This window comes from Pseudomonas sivasensis, from assembly GCF_021391435.1.
GTDB classification, from domain to species: Bacteria; Pseudomonadota; Gammaproteobacteria; order Pseudomonadales; family Pseudomonadaceae; genus Aquipseudomonas; species Aquipseudomonas sivasensis.
The window spans coordinates 670,205-693,977 of sequence record NZ_CP090029.1 but is presented as its reverse complement, the minus strand read 5'-3'; the positions used below and the strand labels follow the sequence as shown (position 1 = coordinate 693,977).

Sequence of the window (23,773 nt, the reverse complement as noted above, 5' to 3'; positions counted from 1 at the left end):
TCCCACATTTGATCGCACTTCAAATGATCATCTGTGTTTTGCCACTCCATCACTTAGATCAATCTTGCTGTTCACCCTTAATTCGCGCACTTAGACTCAGGCCAATTCCTCCAAAGGTAAGCCGCCATGTCCGAGATGCTGCTCAGTTCCCGCAATCTGGCTTTCGAGCTGTACGAAGTCCTCGATGCCGAGGGCCTGACCCAGCGCGAGCGGTTTGCCGAGCACAATCGCGAAACCTTCGATGCGGCCATCAGCACCGCGCGCTCCATCGCCGAAAAATATTTCGCGCCGCATAACCGCAAAAACGACGAAAACGAACCGCGCTACGAAGACGGCAAGGCGATCCTGATTCCGGAAGTCAAACCGGCCGTGGATGCGTTCCTGGAAGCCGGCTTCCTCAATGCCGCCCGCAGTTTCGAAGCCGGTGGCATGCAGTTGCCGACCTTGCTGTCCCAGGCCTGCTTTGCGCACTTCCAGTCCGCCAACGCGGCATCCACTTCCTACCCATTCCTGACCATGGGCGCGGCCAACCTGATCGAAAGCTTCGGCACCGAGGAGCAAAAACAGCGCTTCCTGCAACCGATGATCGACGGGCGTTTCTTCGGCACCATGGCCCTGACAGAACCCCACGCGGGCTCATCGCTGTCGGATATTCGTACCCGCGCCGAACCTGCGGCTGACGGCAGCTATCGACTCAAGGGCAACAAGATCTTTATCTCCGGAGGCGACCACCCGCTGTCGGAAAACATCGTGCATATGGTGCTGGCCAAGCTGCCGGATGCACCGGCCGGGGTGAAGGGCATTTCGCTGTTCATCGTGCCCAAATTCCTGGTTAACGATGACGGCAGTCTCGGTGCACGCAACGACGTGCTGTTGGCCGGGCTGTTTCACAAGATGGGCTGGCGCGGCACCACGTCGACCGCGCTTAACTTCGGCGATAACGGCAACTGCGTCGGCTATCTGGTGGGTAAACCACACCAGGGCTTGAGCTGCATGTTTCAGATGATGAACGAGGCACGCATCGGCGTCGGCATGGGCGCGGTCATGCTCGGTTACGCCGGCTACCTGTATTCCCTGGAATACGCTCGCGAACGCCCGCAAGGTCGTCTGCCCGACAGCAAAGACCCAAGCACCGCGCCGGTCTCGATCATCCAGCACGCGGATATCAAGCGCATGCTGCTGACCCAAAAAGCTTACGTAGAAGGCGCGTTCGACCTGGGCCTGTACGCCGCGCGCCTGTTCGATGACACCACGACGCTGGAAACCGAGAGCGAACGCAAACAGGCCCACGAACTGCTGGACCTGCTCACGCCCATCGTTAAATCCTGGCCGTCGGAGTTTTGCCTCAAGGCCAACGAACTGGCGATCCAGATCCTCGGCGGCCACGGCTACACCCGTGAATACCCGGTGGAGCAGTACTACCGCGACAACCGCCTGAACCCGATCCATGAAGGCACCCATGGCATCCAGTCTCTGGATTTGCTGGGCCGCAAGCTGGCACAGAACGGCGGCGCGGGGCTCAAGCAACTGATCCGCCTGATCGCCGACACGGGCTCGCGGGCGCAGGAATATCCAGGCCTGACGGCATTAAGAGAGCCGCTGGAACACCTGGTCACCCGCCTGCAAAGCGTGACCATCGGCCTGCTGACGGATCTCGCCCACGGCAAGGTCAACAGCAGCCTGGCGAACTCGGCGCTGTACCTGAAGGTATTCGGGCATATGGTAATTGGCTGGCGCTGGCTGGAACAGGCGATTCGCGCCGAAGAAGGGCTGGCCAAGGGCAATGCGGCGGATGCTGCCTTCTATAAAGGCAAGCTCCAGGCCGCCCGTTACTTCCTGACCTGGGAAGTACCGGGCTGCCATCATGAACTGGCGATTCTGGAGGCGCGGGATGATACGTGCCTGGGGATGCAGGATGCGTGGTTCTAAGGCTGGATCGCCTTGGAAATCACCTCGACCGTGGCGCTGACTTGCTCTTGGTAACGGTCGAGTTCCTGCTGATGAGCCTGCTGCAGTTCAATCTGCTCGGCGCACAGGTTCAGCGCCGCCAGCACCAGTAATTTGTCACCGATCAGGGTCGGGTACTTTTTCTTGGTGGTGGCCAGGGAGGCCTTGAGCATGGTCACGGCGTGCATCAGGGTCTTGTCTTCCCCGGCTGGCGCCTTGATCGAGTAATCCTCTCCGAGAATCGAAACGACCTTTATCCCTTCATTCATGCGCCGACAGGCCCTGCGCTCACACGCTCAACCAACGCCTGGATACGGGCAGCGGTGGCGCCGTGTTTTTCTTCCTGCTCCATCAAGCTCAGTTGCAGGCTGTCGTTCTCATCCTTGGCGTTGGCCAGTTCGGCCTTGAGGGATTCGTTGCTGCTCAGCAGGTCTTGATTCTGCTGTACGAGGTCGTTGACCAGTTGTTCCAATTGGCTGAGGGATGCTTCTAACATTTTGATTTCTCGGGCTTTTTCAAAGGGCGGTGACGATAAAGAAAATTCACCTCGGATGCCAGGGTTATCCCCGGCGCGCAGCCCGATTTTTATGGGCCGGGCCGCACTTTCGAGCCTTAGTGACTGCATTTACCCGATCTGGTTCCTGAATCGGCCAAACCCCTCGTCAGATGCGACAAAAACGCACACGCCCCTTTAGACTTTAGTCGTACGACCGATAGAGATGCACACCCCGTCTCACCCCTCGCACGGATCGCGCTTCTCCCCAGGATTCCCGCATGTCGCTTCGTAATATGAATATCGCTCCGAGGGCCTTCCTCGGTTTTGCGTTGATTGGTGCACTCATGCTGTTTCTCGGTGTATTCGCCCTCAACCAGATGAGCAAAATCCGTGCTGCCACCGAAGACATCACCTTGTCCAGCGTGCCAAGCATTCGCGCCCTCGATGAGTTCACCCAACTGACCTTGCGCCTGCGAGTGCTGTCGTACCGCTTGCTGACCAACCGCGAGCCGGACGTGCAGCAAAAGACCCTGGAAGCCTTCGAACTGCGTAACCAGCAGATCCGCACAGCCCAGGGCATTTACGAAAAACTGATTGAAGGCAGCGAAGAGCGCGCCACCTACAACGAGTACGTGCGCTTGCTTGGCCAGCACCATCAAATTGAAGAGCGCATGAAGAGCCTGTCACGGGCCAACCAGGTGGACGAGCTGCGCAGCCTGCTCAACACCGAGTTGCTGAGCAACTCCGAGCAGGTCAACGCCGTGCTGACGCGCCTGCTGGACCTCAATAACAAGATGGCCCTGGCCACAAATCAGGAGGCCGAAGACCAATACAACTTGGCGTTCAATCTGGTCGTGGGCCTGCTGGTGATCGCCACGGCGCTGACGATGTTGTTCGCCTGGCTGCTGACCCGCAGCATCACCCTGCCGATTTCCCAAGCGCTCGAAGCGGCGGAAGAAGTCGCCGAAGGCAACCTGACCCGGCCGATCAAGGTCGACGGCAACGACGAAGCCGGACGCTTGCTGGCCGCCATGGCCAAGATGCAGGACAAGCTGCGCGACACCCTGCAACGCATCGCCGGTTCTGCCACCCAGTTGGCTTCCGCCGCCGAAGAGCTGAATGCCGTCACCGACGAAAGCGCCCGTGGCCTGACCCAGCAGAACAACGAGATCGAGCAAGCCGCCACCGCCGTCAACGAGATGACCAGCGCCGTCGAAGAAGTCGCGCGCAATGCGGTGAGCACCTCTGAAGCCTCGCGCAACGCCACCACCTCAGCCGGTGACGGCCGTGACTTGGTGCAGGAAACCGTCAGCGCCATCGAGCGCATGAGCGGCGATGTGCAAGCGACCGCCACGCTGATTGGCGAACTGGCCAATGAGTCGCGCGATATTGGCAAAGTGCTGGACGTGATTCGCGGCCTGGCTGACCAGACCAATCTGCTGGCCCTGAACGCGGCGATTGAAGCCGCGCGTGCCGGCGAAGCCGGGCGTGGTTTCGCGGTGGTTGCCGATGAAGTACGGGCGTTGGCCCATCGCACCCAGCAGTCCACCAGCGAGATCGAGCGGATGATCGGCAGTATCCAGGCCGGCACCGAGCACGCGGTGGATTCGATGCGCAACAGCACCGAGCGCGCTGAGTCGACGCTGAACATCGCCAAAGGTGCCGGGATGTCGCTGGACACCATCAACACGGCGATTGTCGAGATCAACGAGCGCAACCTGGTGATCGCCAGCGCGGCGGAAGAGCAGGCGCAGGTGGCGCGGGAAGTGGACCGCAACCTGGTGAACATTCGTGACCTGTCGGTGCAGTCGGCGACCGGCGCCAGCCAGACCAGTGCGGCCAGCAGTGAGCTGTCGCGCCTGGCGGTGGATTTGAATGGGATGGTCGGCCGCTTTCGCCTCTAACTGCCTGCACTGGCTTGAAATGTGGGAGGGGGCTTGCCCCCGATAGCGGTGGGTCAGTTACAGATAAGCTGACTGACATACCGCCATCGGGGGCAAGCCCCCCCCCACATTCAGATCTGCGCCCGGCGTTAAAAGCTTTTTGACAGCACAGCAATTCAACAGGTTAGAATCCCTGGCACGCAGACTGCATGGTCAGTTTGCGTCCCGTCTTATTTGCTCATGGAGTACTGCCTTTGAATGCGACGACCATCAACAGCCTGTTCTTGATCGGCGCGTTGCTGGTGAGTGCGAGCATTCTGGTGAGTTCTCTTTCGTCGCGCCTGGGCATCCCGATCCTGGTGATCATCCTGGCCGTGGGCATGGTTGCTGGCGTCGATGGCGGCGGCATCATTTTCGATAACTACCCAACCGCCTACCTGGTGGGCAACCTCGCACTGGCCGTAATCCTGCTTGACGGCGGGTTGCGCACGCGGGTGGCGAGTTTCCGAGTGGCGCTTTGGCCAGCACTGTCCCTGGCCACGGTGGGGGTGTTGATTACCACCGGCCTCACGGGCATGGCGGCGGCCTGGTTGTTTGACCTCAATATTATTCAAGGCTTGCTGATTGGCGCGATTGTCGGCTCCACAGACGCTGCGGCGGTGTTCTCGCTGCTCGGCGGCAAGGGCCTGAACGAACGGGTCACCGCCACTCTGGAAATCGAATCCGGCAGCAACGATCCAATGGCGGTGTTCCTCACCGTCACCCTGATTGACATGCTCGCCAGCGGTCAGACTGGCCTGCACTGGAGCCTGCTGACTCATCTGGTACGCGAATTCGGTATCGGCGGCATCGTCGGCCTGGGCGGCGGTTGGCTGATGCTGCAGATGGTCAACCGTATCAATCTGGCGACCGGCCTTTATCCGATCCTGGTGATCGCCGGCGGCCTGTTCGTCTTCGCCCTGACCAACGCCTTGCACGGCAGCGGCTTCCTTGCCGTGTACCTGTGCGGCCTGGTAATCGGCAACCGCCCGGTGCGCAGTCGGCATGGCATTTTGCACATGCTCGACGGCATGGCCTGGCTCGCGCAAATCGGCATGTTCCTGGTGCTTGGCCTGCTGGTCACGCCCCATGATTTGCTGCCAATCGCTCTGCCGGCCCTGGGCCTGGCGCTGTGGATGATCCTGTTTGCGCGTCCCCTGTCGGTGATCGTCGGCCTGCTGCCGTTCAAAGCGTTCCACGGTCGCGAAAAAGGCTTTATCGCCTGGGTCGGTCTGCGCGGCGCAGTCCCGATCATTCTCGCGGTATTCCCGCTGATGGCCGGACTGCCCCACGCACAGCTGTACTTCAACCTGGCGTTCTTTATCGTGCTGGTCTCGCTGCTGGTGCAGGGCACGAGCCTGCCGTGGGTGGCCAAGTTGCTGAAAGTGACCGTACCGCCGGACCCCGCGCCGATCTCTCGCGCCGCCCTGGAAGTACACGTCACCAGCGAGTGGGAGCTTTTCGTCTACCGCCTGGGCGCCGAAAAATGGTGCATCGGGGCAGCGCTGCGCGAACTGAAAATGCCTGAAGGCACGCGGATTGCTGCGCTGTTCCGGGGCCAGCAACTGCTCCATCCGTCGGGTAGTACGGTGCTGGAAGTAGACGATCTGCTCTGTGTGATCGGCCATGAACACAACCTGCCAGCCCTCGGCAAACTGTTCAGCCAGGCACCACAACGCGGCCTCGATCTGCGCTTCTTCGGCGACTTCGTGCTGGAAGGCGACGCCCAACTGGGCGCGGTTTCGGCCCTTTACGGCCTGAAGCTGGAAGGTATCGACCCGGACATGCCACTGAGCAGCTTCATCAACCAGAAAGTCGGCGGCGCCCCTATCGTCGGCGACCAGGTGGAGTGGAACAACACCATCTGGACCGTCGCGGTCATGGACGGGAACAAGATCGGCAAAGTGGGCGTCAGATTCCCCGAAGGAAGTCGCCCGGGCCCCGGACTCTTCCTCTAAACTGCGGAGCGACAGCACGCTCCCGATTCTTCACCTTGCAAGACCGGTCTCTATGCCAACCCTGCGCACTTTTCTCGCCACTGCCCTGCTGGGCCTGACCCTTTGTGTCGGCAGCGTCTACGCCGCCGAGCCGCCCAGCGCCGACGCCATTCAGCAAACCCTGGACAAGCTGCCTGATCGCAAACTGCCCGACGCCGACATGAAGGCGCTGCAGTCGATCCTGCAACAGACCCTGACCTACCTGGGCAACCAGCAGGATTATGAGCAGCGCCTCACTGACCTCAAGCGCCAGCTGGAAGACGCGCCGCGCCAGACCAGCGAAAACCAGCGCGAGCTGACCCGGCTCAAGGCCACCAAAATCATCCCGGTGGCCCAACGCTATGCCACGCTGCCCGTGCCACAGCTTGAGCAATTGCTGGTGCAACGCACCACCCAGCAAGGCGACCTGCAAAAAGACCTGGCCGAAGCCAACAGCCTGACCATCGCTGCCCAAACACGCCCCGAACGCGCGCAGACCGAAATCAGCAGCAGCCAGACGCGCATCCAGCAGATCAACGCGACCCTCAAGGCCGGTAAAGACAATGGCAAAGCCCTCAGCGGCGACCAGCGCAACCAACTGAATGCCGAACTCGCTGCGCTCAATGCCCTGATCCCCCTGCGCCGCCAGGAACTGGCCGGCAACAGCCAACTGCAAGACCTGGGCAACAGCCAGCACGACCTCGTGGTGGAAAAGACCGCGCGCCTGGAACAAGAAATCCAGGACCTGCAAACCCTGATCAACCAGAAACGCCTGGCCCAGTCCCAACAGACCGTCACCCAGCAGTCCATCGAAGCGCAAAAGGCCGGTGGCAGCAGCCTGTTGGCCACCGAAAGCGCGGCCAACCTGAAGCTGTCCGACTACCTGCTCAAAAGCACCGACCGCCTCAACGACCTGACCCAGAAGAACCTGCAGACCAAGCAGCAACTGGACACCGTGACCCAGAGCGACTCGGCCCTGGACGAGCAGATCAACGTGCTCAAGGGCAGCCTGCTGCTGTCGAAGATTCTGTATAAGCAAAAACAAGCGCTGCCACGCCTGACGGTGGACCGCGACCTAGCGGACGACATCGCCAACATTCGCCTGTACCAGTTTGAGGTCAACCAACAGCGTGAGCTGATCAGCTCCCCCAGCACCTATGTGGACAACCTGCTGGCCAACCAGCCACCGGATGACATCACCCCGCAACTGCGCCGAACCCTGCTGGAGCTTGCGATTACCCGCAGCGACCTGCTGGAGCGCCTGAGTCGTGAGTTGAGCGCGCTGCTCAATGAGTCCATCACCCTGCAACTGAACCAGAAACAACTGCTCAGCACCGCCACCACCCTGCGCGCGACGCTGGATGAACAGATGTTCTGGATCCCCAGTAACAAGCCGCTGGACACCGAGTGGCTGGAAACCGTGCCGGCGCACTTGAGCAAGCAAGTCACCACCCTGCCCTGGGCCTCCAGCGTCAGTGAGCTGTACGACGGCCTGACCCAGCGCCCGCTACTGTTCCTGCCATTGCTGCTATTGATTGGCGCACTGCTGTGGCGACGCAAGGCCCTGTACCAACGCCTGAACAAGGTCCACCTGGACATCGGGCACTTCAAGCGCGACAGCCAGTGGCACACGCCGCAAGCCATCTTGATCAATATCCTGCTGGCCATGCCCGTATCGCTGGGACTGGCGCTGTGCGGCTACGCGCTGCAGATCGACGCCCGTGGGCAAAACGCCAATTTGGGTTCAGCCCTGCTGCAACTGGCCCAGGCGTGGCTGGTGTTCTACACCGCCTACCGCATCCTGGCGCCGGGCGGCGTGGCGGAACTGCACTTCCGCTGGGAAAAACCCCAGGTCGAATTCCTCCAGGGTTGGGTGCGCAAACTCGGGCTGGTGGTATTGGCTCTGGTGGCCGTGGTGGCGATTGCCGAGCATCAACCGGCGGCACTGGCCGACGACGTGCTGGGCATCGCCGTGGTCCTGACCTGCTACGCCCTGATGGCCTGGCTGCTCGGGCGCCTGCTGCTGCACAGCCCGACCCACGAAAAAGCCTCGCTGTTCCGCAAGTCCGTGGGCCTGGTATTCACCGCGCTGCCGATCGCCCTGTTTATTGCCGTGTGCTTTGGCTACTACTACACCGCCCTCAAGCTCAGCGACCGACTGATCAACACCTTGTACCTGTTGATGTTTTGGCTGGTCATCGAAGCCACCTTCGTCCGCGGCCTAGGCGTTGCCGCCCGGCGCCTGGCTTATTCCCGCGCCTTGGCCAAACGCCAGGCCGCCAAGGAAGCAGGTGACGGCGAAGCGGTAATCGAAGAGCCGACCCTGGACATCGAGCAGGTCAACGAACAGTCCATGCGCCTGATTCGCCTGGCCCTGCTGGGCGGCTTTATCGCCGCGTTGTACTGGGTGTGGTCGGACCTGATCTCGGTGTTTTCGTACCTGGATAACGTCACGCTGTACGAATACACCAGCGGCACCGGTGCCAATATCAGCATGGTGCCCATCAGCATCGGCGACTTGCTCGGCGCGCTGATCATCATCGGTATCACCTTCGCCCTGGCGCGCAACCTGCCCGGTCTGCTGGAGGTGTTGGTGCTGTCAAAACTGGATCTGGCCCAGGGCAGCGCCTACGCCACCACCACGCTGCTGTCCTATGTGATTGCCGGCGTCGGCTTCGTGTCCACCCTGTCTACCCTCGGCGTGAGCTGGGACAAGCTGCAGTGGCTGGTCGCCGCGCTGTCGGTGGGCTTGGGCTTCGGCATGCAGGAGATCTTCGCCAACTTTATCTCCGGCATCATGATCCTGTTCGAACGCCCGGTGCGTATCGGCGACACCATCACCATCGGCAACCTGTCGGGCACGGTGAGCAAAATCCGCATCCGCGCCACCACCATCACCGACTTCGACCGCAAGGACATCATTGTCCCGAACAAAACGTTCATTACCGGGCAACTGATTAACTGGTCGCTGACCGACACCATCACCCGCGTCACTCTGAAACTGGGCGTGGACTACGGCTCCGATCTGGACCTGGTGAAGGAATTGCTGCTCAAGGCCGCGAGGGAAAATCCACGGGTGCTGAAGGAACCGGAACCTCACGTGTACTTCCTCAACTTCGGCGAAAGCACCCTCGACCACGAGCTGCGTATGCACGTGCGCGACCTGGGTGACCGCAACCCGGTACTCGACGAGGTCAACCGCTACATCAACCGTGAGTTCAAGAAGCAGCACATCAACATCTCGTTCCGGCAGATGGAGGTGTACCTCAAGAACATGCATGGCCAGGAGTACAAACTGGTGCCGGTCGAGGATGATCGCAAGACCATCGCCGGACCCGCCACCGAACAGGACGCCCCCGAGCCGCCGCCCGGCAAAGTCGACGATGCGCCGGAACCGCCGCCCAGCAAACTCGACTAAAGCGTCTATCCCCAGCAGAATGCTCGGACATTCTGCTGGAGATGGCCGGTGAAAGCCCTCGACGAACTGACCTTCGACAACCGCTTCGCACGCCTGGGCGACGCGTTCTCAACCCACGTTTTGCCCGAACCCCTCGACGAGCCTCGCCTTGTCGTGGCGAGCAACGCCGCCATGGCCCTGCTCGACCTCGACCCGGCGGTGGCCGAAACGCCGGTATTCGCCGAACTGTTCAGCGGCCACAAGCTGTGGGCCGAAGCAGAACCGCGCGCGATGATCTACTCCGGGCACCAGTTCGGCGGCTATACACCTCAGCTGGGCGACGGCCGTGGGTTGTTGCTGGGCGAGGTGTACAACGAGGCTGGCGAACATTGGGACCTGCACCTCAAGGGCGCCGGAATGACGCCTTACTCGCGGATGGGCGATGGCCGTGCGGTTTTACGCTCCTCGATTCGTGAGTTCCTCGCCAGCGAAGCCCTCCACGCGTTGGGCATCCCCAGCAGCCGCGCGCTGTGTGTAATCGGCTCCAGCACGCCGGTATGGCGGGAAAAACAGGAGCGGGGTGCCATGGTGTTGCGCCTCGCGCCCAGCCATATCCGCTTTGGGCATTTCGAATACTTCTACTACACCAAGAAGCCCGAGCAGCAAGCCGAACTGGCCGAGCATGTGCTGAACCTGCACTACCCCGAGTGCCGCGAACAGCCCGAACCGTACCTGGCGATGTTCCGTGAAATCGTCGAACGCAACGCCGAGATGATCGCCAAATGGCAGGCCTATGGCTTCTGCCATGGCGTGATGAACACCGACAACATGTCGATCCTGGGCATCACCTTCGACTTCGGGCCGTTCGCGTTTCTTGATGACTTTGACGCGCACTTCATCTGCAACCATTCGGACCATGAAGGGCGCTACTCCTTCAGCAATCAGGTGCCGATTGGACAGTGGAACCTCAGTGCGCTGGCCCAGGCGCTCACGCCGTTTATCAGCGTCGATGCCTTGAAGGAGGCCCTCGGCCTGTACCTGCCGCTGTACCAGGCGCACTACCTGGACCTGATGCGTCGCCGACTCGGGCTCACCACCGCCGAAGACGACGACCAGCAAATGGTGGAGCGCCTGCTGAAACTGATGCAGAACAGCGGTGTGGATTACACACTGTTCTTCCGTCGTCTCGGGGATGAGTCAGCGGCGCTGGCCGTAGCGCGGTTGCGCGATGATTTTGTCGACATGGCCGGGTTCGATGCCTGGGCCGAGCAGTACAAGGAACGTGTTGCACGGGACGCAGACTCCAGCGAGGAACAGCGCCGCGAGCGGATGCACGCCGTGAATCCGCTGTACATCCTGCGCAACTACCTCGCCCAGAACGCCATCACCGCAGCCGAGTCGGGCGACTACAGCGAAGTTCGGCGATTGCATGAGGTGCTTTCCAGGCCGTTCGAGGAGCAAGCGGGGATGGAGCAGTACGCGCAGCGGCCGCCGGATTGGGGAAAGCATTTGGAGATCAGTTGTTCGTCGTGACCACGAGAGCAATGAGCACCCTTTCTACAATCATGTGTTTCGCTTGATAACTATCATTGCTGGCTCCAAATAGAGCCTATTGGCCATTTCCAGGAGCCCTCAATGTCCGAACCTCTCGTCATACCCTGCCCTCATTGCAACGGCCTCAACCGCATCCCCGGCGAACGCCTGGCAGATGCGCCCAAATGCGGGCGTTGCAAACAGCCCGTTTTGTTGAATAAGCCTTTTGAGCTGAAACAAGGCGACTACGCCAGCCAGATCAAAGGCGACCTGCCGCTTCTGGTAGACGTTTGGGCCGACTGGTGCGGACCGTGCAAGTCGTTCGCACCGGTGTTTGAGCAGGCTGCCGGACAGTTGGAGGGCAAGTGCCGGTTGGCCAAGCTGGACAGCGAGGCCAATCAACAGTTGTCGGCGCAGTTGGGGATTCGGTCGATTCCGAGCCTGATTCTGTTCAAGAATGGTCGCGAAGTGGCGCGTCAGAGTGGAGCGTTTCCGTTGCCGCAGTTGATGAGTTGGTTGCGTAGCCAGGGGGTGTAACCGAACCTCAAGGACAATGCTGGGCAGTGTGGGAGGGGGCTTGCTCCCGATGCGGTGGGTCAGCTCCAGATGAGCTAGCTGGCATACCGCTATCGGGGGCAAGCCCTCTCCCACAGGTCAGGCGTTTTCAAGCAAGTTATGCAATTCCACGAACTGCTGGGTCAGCTTGTGCCGTGGGTCGAGGTGGATCAGCGGCTTGTTCTCCTGATGGGACTCGCGCATGCGCACCGAACTGGCCAGGTACACCGGAAGCACCGGCAACCCTTCGTTGATCAACTCCTCCAGCATCTGCTGCGGCAGACTCGCTCGGGCCTGGAACTGGTTGACCACGATACCTTCGACTTCGAGGCCTTCGTTGTGGTCTTCCTTCAATTCTTCGATTTCGGCCAGCAGGCCATACAGGGCCTGACGCGAGAAGCTGTCGCAATCGAAGGGGATCAGCACACGATCAGCAGCAATCAGCGCCGAAACCGCATAAAAGTTCAGGGCTGGCGGTGTATCCAGGTAAATCCGGTCGTAATCTTCGCTCAGCTCATCCAGCAGCTTTCGCAGCTTGTTGATCTTGTGCTTGGCTTCAAGCTTGGGCTGCAAGTCCGCGAGTTCGGCCGTCGCGGTGATGACGTGCAGGTTATCGAAGGGCGTTTCGTAGATATCGACCTTGTTCTTCTTCGAAAACGGCCCGGAAGACAGGGTTTGCTTGAAAAAGTCCGCGATCCCCATGGGAATGTCGTCGCCGGTCAGCCCGGTGAGGTACTGGGTTGAGTTGGCTTGTGCATCGAGGTCCACCAACAGGGTTCGATAGCCTTCGCTGGCACTGACCGCCGCCAGGTTGCAGGCGATGCTGGACTTGCCAACGCCGCCTTTCTGATTGAACACCACACGCCGCATGGAAAAACCTCCGTGTATCAATGAATGTCCGAGTGTAGAGGGCAAAAGCGCCTGTTAGCTACCTCGTTCATCCATCCATTGCCGCACTCTAGACAGGTCGTCGCACCTCACACACAAAAGAATAGGAACGGTCCGACAATCCAACTCAGCCATCGATAAAGGACAATCTGTAAATCCTTACCAACAAATTGTATTCAGCCGTGAACAAATCTTTACCAAAGTTTGCTAGAACCCCGCGGCACCGGGATAATGCGCGCCATTCGGCTATTGCTCCCTGTCCCGGTATTCGGGGCCAAAAGCCGCACATGGAAGCCCGCAGGGGCGGGATAACTTCTCAGTGATCAACTTCAACATTGCCCAATGGCGTGCCTGGGCCCCAGGGCTGGAAAGTGCGGACGAATGGCGCGCATGGTGCCAGGCGCCGGTGCTGCTGCCCGCTAGCGATGCCTCGCCCGACGTATCCTTCTTGCCCGCCATGCAGCGCCGCCGCCTGAGCCGGCTGGCGCGCATGGCCTTCAGCGTGGGCTGGCCCCTTGCAGAAGGCCTGCAAGACCTTCCGCTGGTGTTTATTTCCCGGCACGGCGAAACCCCACGCACTCTAGACATCCTCAGCGACCTGGCCAACGAGCAGCCGCTGTCCCCGACCCAGTTCAGTCTGTCTGTGCATAACGCAGTGATTGGCCTCTGGTCGATTCTGCGTAATGAAACCAGTGAAATGACCGCCCTCGCCGCCGCCGGCGATGGCCTGGAGCACGGCATGCTCGAAGCCGCCGCGCTGCTCAATGAAGGCGCCCCGGCGGTATTGCTGGTGATCACCGAAGAACAGCCGCCCGAGGCCTACGCCAGTTGGATCGTTGACGTGCCCTTCCCCTACGCCCTCGGCCTGTTGCTCACACCAGGCGACGAGTGGCAACTGGAACTCACACCCGGCACTGTCCAAGCCAATCAAACCCAGTGGCCCCACGCCCTGAACCTGCTGCGCACCCTGCTCACTGAACAGGGCGCCTGCCAACATGCCTGGAAGAACCGTGTATGGAACTGGCAACGCAAGCTCTGACTGACAAGCCACGGGACGCCTACTACTGGCGCCTGTTTGCCACCGCCGCCAGCTTCTTCCTGTTTGGTGTCGGCGGGCTGTGCCTGCGTTTGCTGGTGTTTCCGGTGCTCAGCTGCCTGCCGGGCAGTGCCGACAAGCACCAGCGCCGTGCCCGTCACACCATCAGCAAGCTGTTCTGGTTCTTTATCCGCATGATGCATCGCGCTGGCGTGCTGACCTACAGCGTCGAAGGCGCCGAGAAACTCGGCCGCCCCGGCCAGATGATCGTTGCCAACCACCCGTCGCTGATCGATGTGGTGTTTCTGATCGGCCTGATGCGCCAGACCAACTGCGTGGTCAAGCAAAGCCTGTGGCAGAACCCGTTCACCCGGGGGCCGATACGCGATGCGGGCTATATCAGCAATGACGGCAGCGCGGAGATGCTCGATGCCGCCGCCGACGCCCTGCGCGAAGGCCAGACGCTGATCATCTTTCCTGAAGGCACTCGTACCACACCCGGCGCGGCGCCCGCCTTTCATCGCGGCGCCGCCGCCATTGCGCTGCGGGGTGCGACAATCATCACCCCCGTGGTGATCAAGGTCAGCCCAACCACCTTGACCAAAGCCGAACCCTGGTATCGCATCCCGAAACGCCGCTTTCACTTCAGTTTGCGGGTGGGTGCCGATATAGAACCACAGGCGTTCGCGGCACTGGGGCCCGCGCCTCAGGCTTCACGCAAGCTCAACGATCACCTGCACCACTATTTCATTAAGGAGCTCGCCGAAGATGAGCGACCAACACCGCCTTGAGCACGACATAAAGACGCTGATCATCGAGGCCCTGGGTCTGGAAGACATCAGCGCCGACGACATCGGTAGCGACCAAACCCTGTTCGGCGAAGGCCTGGGCCTGGATTCGGTAGACGCCCTGGAATTGGGTCTGGCGATTCAAAAAAAATACGGCATCAAAATCGATGCCGACGCCAAGGACACCCGTAATCACTTCACCAACGTGGCGAGCCTTGCGGCGTTCGTTACGGCCAGACAGGCAGCTTGAGACCGGACCATGCAAACTCGTGACGATATTTTCAACACCCTGCGCGATGCCTTGGTGGAACTGTTTGAACTCCCCCCAGAGCGCGTCACCCTTGACGCCAACCTGTATCAGGACCTGGAAATCGACAGCATTGATGCCGTGGACCTGATCGACCATATCAAGCGCCAGACCGGCAAGAAGATCGCCGCCGAAGAGTTCAAGGCCGTGCGCACAGTGAACGACGTGGTAGAGGCGGTGTACCGTCTGGTCCAACCCGCCGCATGAGCCGGCTGATCGGCCTTGGCCTGCTGTTGGCGGGGCTGCTGTACCCCTTTGCGGTGTATTACGGCACTGAGCATTTTGCGCCGTGGCAATTCGGGCTGCTGCTGGGCAGCCTCTGGCTGTTGCGCGCGTTCATCGGCGCACCACGTCCCGGCAGTCGCTGGATGGCGTTGGCGATGATCGTGTTTTGCCTGTTACTGGCTTGGTTCGACAGCCCGCACTTGCTGCGCTGGTACCCGAGCCTGGTCAGTGCCTTCATGCTCGCGCTGTTTGGCCTGAGCCTGAAATACGGCCCGCCGATGGTGGAGCGCCTGGCACGCATGACCGACCCGGAGTTACCGCCCAACGCGATTGTGTATACCCGCCAGGTCACCGTGGTGTGGAGCGTGTTTTTTCTGTGTAATGGCCTGCTCGCTGCCGCCCTAACCTTGTGGGCGCCACTGAGCTGGTGGACGTTGTACAACGGCCTGATCGCCTACGGGCTGATGGGGCTGTTGTTTGCCGTGGAATGGCTAGTACGACAAAGGGTTCGAGGCCGCATATGAATGGGTTGAAACTTGAGCACTTGCTGCTTGAGCCGCTGCAACAGCGTTTGGTGACCACCGAACCTGCAATGAATCACGCCCAGCTGTGGGAACAATCACTCGGCCTGGCCGCGGGCCTGCAAGCGCGCGGTATTCGGCGTCTGGCGGTGCACCTGGAAGATGCCGGCGTGCTGGCGATCGCCCTGCTGGGCGCCTGGCGCGCAGGGGTCAGCGTACTGCTTCCCGCCGATCTGCAGCCCCAGACCCGCCAACGCTGGGCCGATGCCGTCGACGCCTGGCTGGTCGAACCCGCCGATCTCGACGCGCTGTACCAGGCGCCGTTGCCTGCTGCCGCGCTCGACCTGGACACGTGTCAACTGAGCCTGTGCACCTCCGGCTCCAGCGGCGAGCCCAAGCGTATCGACAAAACCCTGCGCCAATTAGCCAACGAGGTTCAAGCGCTGGAAGCCTTGTGGGGTGCGGACCTTAAAGACGCCTGCATCATCGGCAGCGTCGCCACCCAGCACATCTACGGGTTGCTGTTCCGGGTGCTGTGGCCGTTGTGCGCCGGTCGTACCTTTGTGCGCAAGCAACTGGCCTTTCCCGAAGACTTGCAACGCGCCAGCCGCGAACACCCTCAATTTGCCTGGGTGGCCAGCCCGGCACTGCTCAAACGCATGGGCGACAACCTCGACTGGCCCGCGCTGAGCCAGGTGTCGCGAGTGTTCTCTTCCGGTGGCGCCTTGCCCGTCGAAGCCGCCACCAGTCTTTACGAGCGTTTGCACCAATGGCCGACGGAAATTCTCGGCAGCTCGGAAACCGGCGGCATCGCCTGGCGCCAGGGCGCGCAACCCTGGCAGCCGTTTGCCGATGTGCAACTGAGCCAGGACGCCGACGGCGCTCTGCGCATCGCCTCGCCTTACCTGCCAGCAGGGCATGTTGAACAAACCGCTGACGCTGCACATATCCATGCCGATGGTCGCTTCGAGCTGCTGGGTCGCCTGGACCGCATCGTCAAGCTGGAAGAAAAACGCATCTCCCTGCCGACGCTGGAACAAGCGCTGATGGCCCACCCATGGGTCGCGGAAACGCGCCTGGGCGTGGTGCAAGAAAACCGCGCGTCACTCGGTGCCCTAGTGGTATTGAGCGCCGAAGGCCTACACGCCCTGCGCAACCAGGGCCGCCGCAGCCTCACTCAAACCCTGCGCCAGCATCTGAGCCAGCATTGCGAAGCCCTGGCCCTGCCCCGTCGCTGGCGCCTGCTGCGACAGTTGCCGTTGAACGCCCAGGGAAAACTGCCCCAGGCCGATGTGGCCGCGCTGCTGCTGGCGCCACGGCCAAAGGCGCCGGAGGTGTTGGGGCAGATCGAAGCCGATGGCGAATGGACCGTGCAACTGAGTGTGCCGCCGGACCTGGCCTACTTCAGCGGGCACTTCCCGGTCACCCCCGTGCTGCCGGGCGTGGTGCAAGTGGAATGGGCGTTCAACCTGGGCCAGCACCTGCTCGACCTGCCCGCGACCTTTGCCGGGATGGAAGTGCTCAAGTTCCAGCAACTGATACGCCCCGGCGATCGTATCGAATTGCACCTGCGCTTCGACCAGGAGCGCGGCAAGCTGTATTTCGCCTACCGCAACGGCGTCGCGGCCTGCTCCAGTGGGCGGATTCTGCTGGAGACTGTCGATGCATAACCCCTGCGCCCTAATCCCGGTCTACAACCACGAAGCCGCCGTGCCCGCCGTGGTCCAAAGCCTGTTGAACAGCGGCCTGCCCTGCCTGTTGGTCGACGATGGCAGCAGCCCGGCGTGCGCGGCGGTGTTGGCGCAATTGGCGACCCTCAATAACGTGACTCTGCTGACCCTGCCACACAACCAAGGCAAGGGCGGCGCGGTCATGGCGGGTTTCCGCGAAGCTGCACGCCTTGGCTACTCCCACGCCCTGCAAGTGGACGCCGACGGTCAGCATGATTTGCGCGAAGTCGAGACGTTTGTCGATACCTCGCGCAGGCACCCCGACGCCATTATCTGCGGCTACCCCGAATACGATGAAAGCGTGCCCAAAGGCCGCTTGTACGCGCGCTACCTGACCCACGTGTGGGTGTGGATCAACACGCTGTCGCTGCAGATCCGCGACTCGATGTGCGGCTTTCGCGTCTACCCGCTGACACCGGTGCTGGCGCTGATGGACTCGGCCTACATTGGCACGCGCATGGACTTCGACTCGGACATCTTGGTGCGCCTGGCATGGCGTAATCAGCCGATGCGCTGGCTGCCGACGAAAGTGCATTACCCCACCGACGGCCTGTCGCACTTTCGCCTGTTCCACGACAACGTGCGTATCAGCGCCATGCATACGCGGCTGTTTTTCGGCATGTTGGTGCGCGCGCCGATGATCCTGTGGCGACGGTGGAAGGCATGAGCGACAACACGCAACACTGGGCCGACCGCGAAGAACGCGGCAGCTACTGGCTGATGAAATTCACCGCCTTCGCGGCCAAAATCCTCGGCCGACGCCTGCTGAGCCCGGTGCTGTACGGCATCGTGCTGTACTTTTTCCTGTTCGGCCGAAGCGCGCGCCAGAGCGCCTGGCAATACCAGCAGCGCCTGGCCGAATGGAGCGGGCGCGATGAGTTACGCCCCAGCCACCGCAAAGTATTCGGCCAGTTCATGGCCTTTGCCGATTCCCTGCTCGACAAACTCGACGTGTGGAACGGCAAGCTGCGCCTGGAACAAATCGAAATCAACGACCCGGCGAAACTACGCGGGCAACTGCGCGGCGAGCGCGGCCAGATGCTGGTCGGCGCACATTTGGGCAACCTGGAAGTGTGCCGCGCGCTGGCGGAAATCGGCGAAAAGGTCACCATGAACGTGCTGGTGCACACCAAGCACGCCGAACAATTCAACCGCCTGTTGGGCGAAGCCGGGGCGAGTCATCTGCGCCTGATCCAGGTCAGCGAGCTGGACCCGGCGACGATGTTGCTGCTGAGCCAGCGCCTGGACGAGGGAGAGTGGCTGGCGATTGCGGGCGACCGCGTGCCGCTGCACGGCGGGCGCACGGTGCGCGTGGATTTCCTCGGCCATGACGCCGCATTCCCCCAAGGCCCGTGGCTGCTGGCCGGCCTGCTCAAATGCCCGGTCAACCTGCTGATGTGCCTCAAGCACACTGGGCGTTATCGCCTGACTATCGAACCGTTCACACCCTTGATCGAATGGAAGCGCAGCACCCGCGAGCAGGTCATCGCTCAGTGGACCTCACGCTACGCCGCACGCCTGGGCCAGTTCTGCCTGGAAGCGCCCCAACAATGGTTCAACTTTTACCCTTTCTGGAAGACCGATGACGACGCATCTTGAGCCGGTAACCTTTGGCGAACGCCCCCTGCGCATCGAAGACGTGCTGGCCCTGGCCAACCGTCAGGCGCCCACCCAGTTGCAGGGCGACGCCGCGTATCGCCAGCGCATCGCCAAAGGCGCGCAGTTCCTCGACTCGCTGCTGGACAAGGAAGGCGTGATCTACGGCGTGACCACCGGCTACGGCGACTCGTGCGTGGTCGCAGTGCCGTTGCAACACGTCGAGGCCCTGCCCCGTCACCTGTACACCTTCCACGGTTGCGGCCTGGGTAAATTGCTCGATGCACAAGCCACCCGTGCCGTGCTGGCCGCGCGGTTGCAGTCGTTGTGCCACGGCGTTTCAGGCGTGCGCGTGGAGTTGCTGGAGCGCCTGCACGCGTTCCTCGAACACGACGTGCTGCCGTTGATCCCGGAAGAAGGTTCGGTGGGCGCCAGCGGTGATCTGACGCCGCTGTCCTACGTGGCCGCGACCCTGTCCGGCGAGCGCGAGGTGATGTTCCGTGGCGAACGTCGCCAGGCCGCCGACGTGCACCGCGAGTTGGGTTGGGACCCGCTGGTTTTACGTCCGAAAGAAGCCCTGGCCCTGATGAACGGCACCGCCGTGATGACCGGCCTCGCCTGCCTCGCCTTCGCCCGCGCCGACTACCTGCTGCAACTCGCCACACGCATCACCGCGCTCAACGTGGTCGCGCTGCAGGGCAACCCGGAACACTTCGACGAGCGCCTGTTCGCCGCCAAGCCGCACCCTGGGCAGATGCAAGTCGCCGCCTGGCTGCGCAAGGACCTGGCGATCGACGCGCCGACCGCGCCGCTGCACCGCCTGCAGGATCGCTACTCGCTGCGCTGCGCGCCCCACGTCCTCGGCGTGCTGGCGGACAGCCTGAACTGGCTGCGTTCGTTTATCGAGATCGAGCTGAACAGCGCTAACGACAACCCGATCATCGACGCCGAAGAAGAACGCGTGCTGCACGGTGGGCACTTCTACGGAGGGCATATCGCCTTTGCCATGGACAGCCTCAAGACCCTGGTGGCCAACGTAGCTGACCTGCTCGATCGCCAACTCGCGTTGCTGGTTGACGTGCGTTACAACCACGGCCTGCCGAGCAACCTGTCCGGCGCGCCGGCTGACCGCGCGATGATCAACCATGGCTTCAAGGCCGTGCAGATCGGCACCAGCGCCTGGACCGCCGAAGCGCTGAAAAACACCATGCCGGCCAGCGTGTTCTCGCGCTCCACCGAGTGCCACAACCAGGACAAAGTCAGCATGGGCACCATCGCCGCCCGCGATGCAATTCGCGTGTTGGAGCTGACCGAACAGGTTGCCGCCGCCACCTTGCTCGCCGCCAACCAAGGTGTGTGGCTGCGCGCCCAGGCCGAGGATGCGCGGGCGCTGCCACCGGCGTTGGCCGCCATGCATGAGGAACTGGCCAAGGACTTCCCGCCGGTGATCGAAGACCGCGCCCTGGAAGGCGAACTGCGCCTGTGCCTGCAACGCATCGCCGAGCAACACTGGAGGCTGCATGCGTAGCCCCGGCGTACTGCACTGCGACACCGAAATCCTCGTGCCATTTTTCGACGTCGACACCATGAACGTGGTGTGGCACGGGCACTACGTGAAGTATCTGGAAGTGGCGCGCTGCGCGCTGCTGGACAAGATCGGCCACAACTACACGGCGATGCTCGAAGCCGGCTATGCCTGGCCGGTCATCGACATGCAACTGCGCTACGTGCGCGGCGCGGTGTTCGGCCAGACGATCAACGTGCGCGCCAGCCTGGTGGAATGGGAGAACCGCTTGAAGGTCAATTACCTGATTACGGACCTGGCCAGCGGCGAGCGTTTGACCCGCGCCACTACCGTGCAAGTGGCGGTAGAGATGGCCAGCCGCGAGATGCAGTTGGCCTCACCCAAAGTGTTCACAGATGCGGTCGAGAGGGCCCTGGCATGAGAGCGATCATCCTGTTTGTGGGCCTGCTGCTGAGCGTCAGCGCCCACGGCTTCGACCTGCAACAACTCAGCGATCAGTTGGCAAAACCTTCCGTGATCCACGGCAGCTTCACCCAGGAAAAACACCTGCGCGCCCTGCCACAGCCCTTGGTCAGCAAGGGTACTTTCGTCCTCGCCAAAGACCACGGCCTGCTATGGCTGCTCAAAACCCCGTTGCAACAGGACTACCGCATCAGCGCCCAAGGCATCGCCCGGCGTGAAGCCAATGGCTGGCAGACACTGCCAAACAAGAGCGCCGGTGCCGAGCAGAACCGGTTGTTCCTCGCCGTACTCCAGGGCGACAGCAGCGGCTTGCAGCGGGATTTCGAGCTGCAACTGCAAGGCGAGGCTACGCAATGGAAGCTGACGCTGATCCCTCGCTCGCTGCTGCTGAAACAAGTGTTCACCCAGATCAATATCGACGGCGGCGCGCTGGTGCAAAAAATTGAACTGCTGGAAACCCAAGGCGACAGCACCGTACTGCGCATGCAGGACAGCACCGCCGAACAACCGTTGAGCGACGCGGAGCAACGCGACTTTGCCCAGTGAGCGCCTGTTGCCGCGCCTGTTCCTGATCCTGCTGGTGGCGGTGCTGGCCCTGGCCGGCTGGCAGTGGCGCCACGGTGCGCCGCTGTCGGCCAACCTGATGGAACTGGTGCCGGGCAGCACGCCGAACGCCTTGGAACTGCAAGCCGAACAGCGCATGCAGGAACCGCTGAACCGCGAGATGCTGGTACTGGTGGGGCATGCCGACCGCCAGCAAGCGGTGGCTGTGGCGCAACAGTTGGGCGAGCGCTGGCAGGCCAGCGGTCTGTTTGAAAAGGTGCAGTGGAACCTGCAAGCCGACTTGCCGGCACTGCGCGAGCAATTGCTGCGCGGCCGTTTGGCGATGCTTTCAACCAAGGACCGCGAGCAACTGATTGAACACCCCGACGCCTTTATCCAGCAGCGCGTGCAGGCGCTGTTCGACCCGTTCACCGGCTTCAGCCTGGTGCCGAGCCAGGATGACTGGCTGGGCCTGACCGGACGCATCCAGAACAGCCAGCCGCAACGTGGCTCGGTGCAGTTGGATATCGGCAGCGGCGCGTTGATCGCCGATGCCGACGGCAAAAGTTGGGTGTTGCTGCGCGCGCGCACCACCGGCAATGCCTTTGATATGAAACTGCCGCTGCAAGTAGCGGATTTGCTCCAGGCCAGCCGTGAACAGGCCGGCCAGCAAGGCGCGCAACTGCTGGCGGCCAGTGGTTTGTTATACGCCGCCAATGGTCAGCAACAGGCCACACGGGAAATCACCTGGGTCGGTGGCGGCGCGACCGTGGGCATCCTGCTGTTGCTGTTGCTGGCGTTCCGCCGATGGCGGGTATTGCTGGCTTTCGTGCCGGTACTGGTGGGCATGCTGTTTGGCGCCGTGGCGTGTGTGGCGCTGTTTGGCCATATGCATGTGATGACCTTGGTGCTTGGCTCCAGCCTGATTGGCGTCGCGGTGGATTACCCGCTGCACTACCTGTCAAAAAGCTGGAGCCTCAAGCCCTGGCGCAGTTGGCCGGCGTTGCGCCTGACCCTGCCAGGGCTGAGCCTGAGCCTGGCCACCAGTTGCATCGGTTACCTGGCGTTGGCCTGGACGCCGTTCCCGGCGCTGACCCAGATCGCGGTGTTCTCCGCTGCTGGCCTGGTCGGTGCGTATCTGTCGGCCGTGTGCCTGTTGCCGGCATTGCTTAAGGGCGTCGAACTGCGTCCGGCGCAATGGCCGCTGCGTATCGCCGAATGCCTGTGGCAGATTCGCGCCGCGTTGCTCACGCGCGTGCCGAGCCCGGTGCTACTGGCGCTGGTGTTGCTGTTTTGCGCCGGTGGCCTGTGGCAGCTCAATAGCAAAAACGATATCCGCCAGTGGATCGGCGCGCCGCCGCAGCTGCTGCAAGAAGCCCAGGCCGTGGCGCGCATCACAGGTTTCCAACCCACCAGCCAGTTTTTCCTGGTGCGCGCCGAGAATCAACAGCAATTGCTGGAGCGCCTAGCCGCGTTGGGCCAGCGCCTGGATCAATTGGTGAATATGGACAAGCTCCAGGGTTACCTGGCGCTCAATCAACTGGTCAACCTGCCCGCCGAGCAGCAACAACTGCGCGAAGCACTGAACACACTGCCACAGCATTGGCAGCCGCTGCTGGACCTCGGCGTGCCGGCCAGCGCCCTGCAAGCTGAAGTTGCGCAGTTGCAAGCGCTGCCCACCGAAGACATTGACGCGGCACTGGCAGGCCCGATGGCCGAACCCTGGCGCACACTGTGGCTCGGCCCGGTGGACGGCGGTGTTGCAGCGATGGTCAGCCTGCAAGGTCTGAACAACCCAGCGCTGTTGCGGGTACAGGCCGTGGACTTGCCGGGCGTGCAGTTGGTGGATCGCCTCGGTGATCTGAACCGCGTCTTCGCCGCCACCCAGATCAGCGCCGCGGAACTGAAATTGATGTCGTGCGTGCTGATCGTGTTGCTGCTGATCCTGCCGTTTGGTTTCGGCGGCGCCCTGCGCATCGTTGCACTGCCATTACTCGCCGCACTGTGCAGCCTGGCCAGCCTCGGTTGGCTGGGCCAGCCGCTGACGTTGTTCAGCCTGTTCGGCTTGCTGCTGGTGACGGCGATCAGCGTCGACTACGCGATCCTGATGCGCGAGCAGATCGGCGGTGCTGCCGTCAGCCTGCTGGGTACACTGCTTGCGGCGCTGACAACGTGGTTGTCGTTCGGCCTGCTGGCGGTGTCCAGCACGCCCGCAGTGAGTAATTTCGGCTTATCGGTCAGCCTGGGCCTGGCATTCAGCTTTATGCTGGCGCCCTGGGCTGGCCATCAGAAACACGCCTTATGAATCGGATTATCGCCATAGCGG

General features: G+C 61.9%; 21 protein-coding genes and 1 pseudogene. 19 read left to right on the top strand and 3 right to left on the bottom strand.

Features of this window, described 5'->3' with window-relative positions; translation table 11 throughout:
- Positions 1–126: 126 nt before the first annotated feature.
- Positions 127–1,929 carry an acyl-CoA dehydrogenase gene (locus tag LRO94_RS03055; RefSeq protein WP_032890347.1) on the top strand — a complete coding sequence of 601 codons (1,803 nt, stop codon included), beginning with the start codon at positions 127–129 and terminating at the stop codon, positions 1,927–1,929.
- Here LRO94_RS03055 and LRO94_RS03050 read toward each other — a convergent pair.
- Together LRO94_RS03050 and LRO94_RS03045 are read right to left on the bottom strand one after the other, a co-directional pair.
- Complete coding sequence (locus tag LRO94_RS03050) at positions 1,926–2,216, bottom strand: cell division protein ZapA (RefSeq protein WP_032890345.1); 291 nt, start codon at positions 2,214–2,216, stop codon at positions 1,926–1,928. The two genes, LRO94_RS03055 and LRO94_RS03050, sit on opposite strands and share 4 nt — an antisense overlap.
- Positions 2,213–2,443 (bottom strand): hypothetical protein, encoded by a 231-nt coding sequence (locus LRO94_RS03045; protein WP_032890343.1) that lies wholly within the window; start codon positions 2,441–2,443, stop codon positions 2,213–2,215. The genes LRO94_RS03050 and LRO94_RS03045 overlap by 4 nt, the downstream gene beginning before the upstream one ends.
- Positions 2,444–2,721: 278 nt before the next feature.
- Here LRO94_RS03045 and LRO94_RS27985 point away from each other — a divergent pair.
- From LRO94_RS27985 to trxC, 6 genes and pseudogenes are all read left to right on the top strand, one after another.
- Positions 2,722–3,444, top strand: a pseudogene (locus LRO94_RS27985) (MCP four helix bundle domain-containing protein); the annotation flags it as partial.
- Positions 3,445–3,474: 30 nt separating this feature from the next.
- Positions 3,475–4,347, top strand: a complete 873-nt coding sequence (locus LRO94_RS27980; protein WP_371850830.1) for a methyl-accepting chemotaxis protein — start codon at positions 3,475–3,477, stop codon at positions 4,345–4,347.
- A gap of 233 nt (positions 4,348–4,580) precedes the next feature.
- Positions 4,581–6,323: a potassium/proton antiporter gene (locus LRO94_RS03035; RefSeq protein WP_032890339.1), complete on the top strand. Its 1,743-nt coding sequence runs from the start codon at positions 4,581–4,583 to the stop codon at positions 6,321–6,323.
- 52 nt (positions 6,324–6,375) lie between these two features.
- A complete protein-coding gene (mscK, locus tag LRO94_RS03030) occupies positions 6,376–9,759 on the top strand; it encodes a mechanosensitive channel MscK (protein ID WP_032890337.1) in 3,384 nt (1,127 codons plus the stop codon).
- Between the two features lie 48 nt (positions 9,760–9,807).
- Positions 9,808–11,271, top strand: a complete 1,464-nt coding sequence (selO, locus tag LRO94_RS03025) for a protein adenylyltransferase SelO (protein WP_179179614.1) — start codon at positions 9,808–9,810, stop codon at positions 11,269–11,271.
- A 102-nt stretch (positions 11,272–11,373) separates the two neighbouring features.
- On the top strand, positions 11,374–11,808 hold the full coding sequence (gene trxC, locus LRO94_RS03020) for a thioredoxin TrxC (protein WP_032890334.1): 435 nt from the start codon (positions 11,374–11,376) through the stop codon (positions 11,806–11,808).
- A 117-nt stretch (positions 11,809–11,925) separates the two neighbouring features.
- Here trxC and LRO94_RS03015 read toward each other — a convergent pair whose 3' ends face one another.
- A complete protein-coding gene (locus tag LRO94_RS03015) occupies positions 11,926–12,696 on the bottom strand; it encodes a ParA family protein (RefSeq protein WP_032890333.1) in 771 nt (256 codons plus the stop codon).
- A 337-nt stretch (positions 12,697–13,033) separates the two neighbouring features.
- Between LRO94_RS03015 and LRO94_RS03010 the strand changes: the two genes are divergently transcribed.
- The 12 genes from LRO94_RS03010 to LRO94_RS02955 are packed head-to-tail and all read left to right on the top strand — an operon-like array spanning position 13,034 to position 23,752.
- Positions 13,034–13,753: a beta-ketoacyl synthase chain length factor gene (locus LRO94_RS03010; RefSeq protein ID WP_032890331.1), complete on the top strand. Its 720-nt coding sequence runs from the start codon at positions 13,034–13,036 to the stop codon at positions 13,751–13,753.
- Positions 13,729–14,541, top strand: coding sequence for a lysophospholipid acyltransferase family protein (locus LRO94_RS03005; RefSeq protein ID WP_032890329.1), 813 nt, complete (start codon positions 13,729–13,731; stop codon positions 14,539–14,541). The genes LRO94_RS03010 and LRO94_RS03005 overlap by 25 nt, the downstream gene beginning before the upstream one ends.
- Complete coding sequence (locus LRO94_RS03000) at positions 14,519–14,788, top strand: phosphopantetheine-binding protein (protein WP_010563239.1); 270 nt, start codon at positions 14,519–14,521, stop codon at positions 14,786–14,788. Before LRO94_RS03005 ends, LRO94_RS03000 begins: the two co-directional genes overlap by 23 nt.
- A 9-nt stretch (positions 14,789–14,797) precedes the next feature.
- The gene (locus LRO94_RS02995) at positions 14,798–15,052 is read left to right on the top strand and encodes an acyl carrier protein (RefSeq protein WP_003187949.1); all 255 of its coding nucleotides are present in this window, start codon (positions 14,798–14,800) and stop codon (positions 15,050–15,052) included.
- Complete coding sequence (locus tag LRO94_RS02990) at positions 15,049–15,594, top strand: COG4648 family protein (RefSeq protein WP_032890326.1); 546 nt, start codon at positions 15,049–15,051, stop codon at positions 15,592–15,594. The genes LRO94_RS02995 and LRO94_RS02990 overlap by 4 nt, the downstream gene beginning before the upstream one ends.
- Positions 15,591–17,261, top strand: coding sequence for an acyl-CoA synthetase family protein (locus LRO94_RS02985; protein WP_179179615.1), 1,671 nt, complete (start codon positions 15,591–15,593; stop codon positions 17,259–17,261). Before LRO94_RS02990 ends, LRO94_RS02985 begins: the two co-directional genes overlap by 4 nt.
- Positions 17,254–17,988 (top strand): glycosyltransferase family 2 protein, encoded by a 735-nt coding sequence (locus LRO94_RS02980; RefSeq protein WP_095186112.1) that lies wholly within the window; start codon positions 17,254–17,256, stop codon positions 17,986–17,988. The genes LRO94_RS02985 and LRO94_RS02980 overlap by 8 nt, the downstream gene beginning before the upstream one ends.
- Positions 17,985–18,920 carry an LpxL/LpxP family acyltransferase gene (locus LRO94_RS02975; protein WP_122756635.1) on the top strand — a complete coding sequence of 312 codons (936 nt, stop codon included), beginning with the start codon at positions 17,985–17,987 and terminating at the stop codon, positions 18,918–18,920. Before LRO94_RS02980 ends, LRO94_RS02975 begins: the two co-directional genes overlap by 4 nt.
- Complete coding sequence (locus LRO94_RS02970) at positions 18,904–20,445, top strand: HAL/PAL/TAL family ammonia-lyase (RefSeq protein WP_032890318.1); 1,542 nt, start codon at positions 18,904–18,906, stop codon at positions 20,443–20,445. Before LRO94_RS02975 ends, LRO94_RS02970 begins: the two co-directional genes overlap by 17 nt.
- The gene (locus LRO94_RS02965) at positions 20,438–20,863 is read left to right on the top strand and encodes an acyl-CoA thioesterase (protein WP_032890316.1); all 426 of its coding nucleotides are present in this window, start codon (positions 20,438–20,440) and stop codon (positions 20,861–20,863) included. The genes LRO94_RS02970 and LRO94_RS02965 overlap by 8 nt, the downstream gene beginning before the upstream one ends.
- Positions 20,860–21,450 carry an outer membrane lipoprotein carrier protein LolA gene (locus LRO94_RS02960; protein ID WP_179179616.1) on the top strand — a complete coding sequence of 197 codons (591 nt, stop codon included), beginning with the start codon at positions 20,860–20,862 and terminating at the stop codon, positions 21,448–21,450. Before LRO94_RS02965 ends, LRO94_RS02960 begins: the two co-directional genes overlap by 4 nt.
- Positions 21,440–23,752 (top strand): MMPL family transporter, encoded by a 2,313-nt coding sequence (locus LRO94_RS02955; protein WP_032890312.1) that lies wholly within the window; start codon positions 21,440–21,442, stop codon positions 23,750–23,752. The genes LRO94_RS02960 and LRO94_RS02955 overlap by 11 nt, the downstream gene beginning before the upstream one ends.
- Positions 23,753–23,773 lie beyond the last annotated feature (21 nt).

What these genes read in the sequence shown, in the direction of transcription:
- LRO94_RS03055 (WP_032890347.1), top strand. Translation starts at nt 127, where the DNA reads ATGTCCGAGATGCTGCTCAGTTCCCGCAATCTGGCTTTCGAGCTGTAC.
- LRO94_RS03050 (WP_032890345.1), bottom strand. Translation starts at nt 2,216, where the DNA reads ATGAATGAAGGGATAAAGGTCGTTTCGATTCTCGGAGAGGATTACTCG.
- LRO94_RS03045 (WP_032890343.1), bottom strand. Translation starts at nt 2,443, where the DNA reads ATGTTAGAAGCATCCCTCAGCCAATTGGAACAACTGGTCAACGACCTC.
- LRO94_RS27980 (WP_371850830.1), top strand. Translation starts at nt 3,475, where the DNA reads ATGGCCAAGATGCAGGACAAGCTGCGCGACACCCTGCAACGCATCGCC.
- mscK (WP_032890337.1), top strand. Translation starts at nt 6,376, where the DNA reads ATGCCAACCCTGCGCACTTTTCTCGCCACTGCCCTGCTGGGCCTGACC.
- trxC (WP_032890334.1), top strand. Translation starts at nt 11,374, where the DNA reads ATGTCCGAACCTCTCGTCATACCCTGCCCTCATTGCAACGGCCTCAAC.
- LRO94_RS03015 (WP_032890333.1), bottom strand. Translation starts at nt 12,696, where the DNA reads ATGCGGCGTGTGGTGTTCAATCAGAAAGGCGGCGTTGGCAAGTCCAGC.
- LRO94_RS03005 (WP_032890329.1), top strand. Translation starts at nt 13,729, where the DNA reads ATGGAACTGGCAACGCAAGCTCTGACTGACAAGCCACGGGACGCCTAC.
- LRO94_RS03000 (WP_010563239.1), top strand. Translation starts at nt 14,519, where the DNA reads ATGAGCGACCAACACCGCCTTGAGCACGACATAAAGACGCTGATCATC.
- LRO94_RS02995 (WP_003187949.1), top strand. Translation starts at nt 14,798, where the DNA reads ATGCAAACTCGTGACGATATTTTCAACACCCTGCGCGATGCCTTGGTG.
- LRO94_RS02990 (WP_032890326.1), top strand. Translation starts at nt 15,049, where the DNA reads ATGAGCCGGCTGATCGGCCTTGGCCTGCTGTTGGCGGGGCTGCTGTAC.
- LRO94_RS02985 (WP_179179615.1), top strand. Translation starts at nt 15,591, where the DNA reads ATGAATGGGTTGAAACTTGAGCACTTGCTGCTTGAGCCGCTGCAACAG.
- LRO94_RS02980 (WP_095186112.1), top strand. Translation starts at nt 17,254, where the DNA reads ATGCATAACCCCTGCGCCCTAATCCCGGTCTACAACCACGAAGCCGCC.
- LRO94_RS02975 (WP_122756635.1), top strand. Translation starts at nt 17,985, where the DNA reads ATGAGCGACAACACGCAACACTGGGCCGACCGCGAAGAACGCGGCAGC.
- LRO94_RS02970 (WP_032890318.1), top strand. Translation starts at nt 18,904, where the DNA reads ATGACGACGCATCTTGAGCCGGTAACCTTTGGCGAACGCCCCCTGCGC.
- LRO94_RS02965 (WP_032890316.1), top strand. Translation starts at nt 20,438, where the DNA reads ATGCGTAGCCCCGGCGTACTGCACTGCGACACCGAAATCCTCGTGCCA.
- LRO94_RS02960 (WP_179179616.1), top strand. Translation starts at nt 20,860, where the DNA reads ATGAGAGCGATCATCCTGTTTGTGGGCCTGCTGCTGAGCGTCAGCGCC.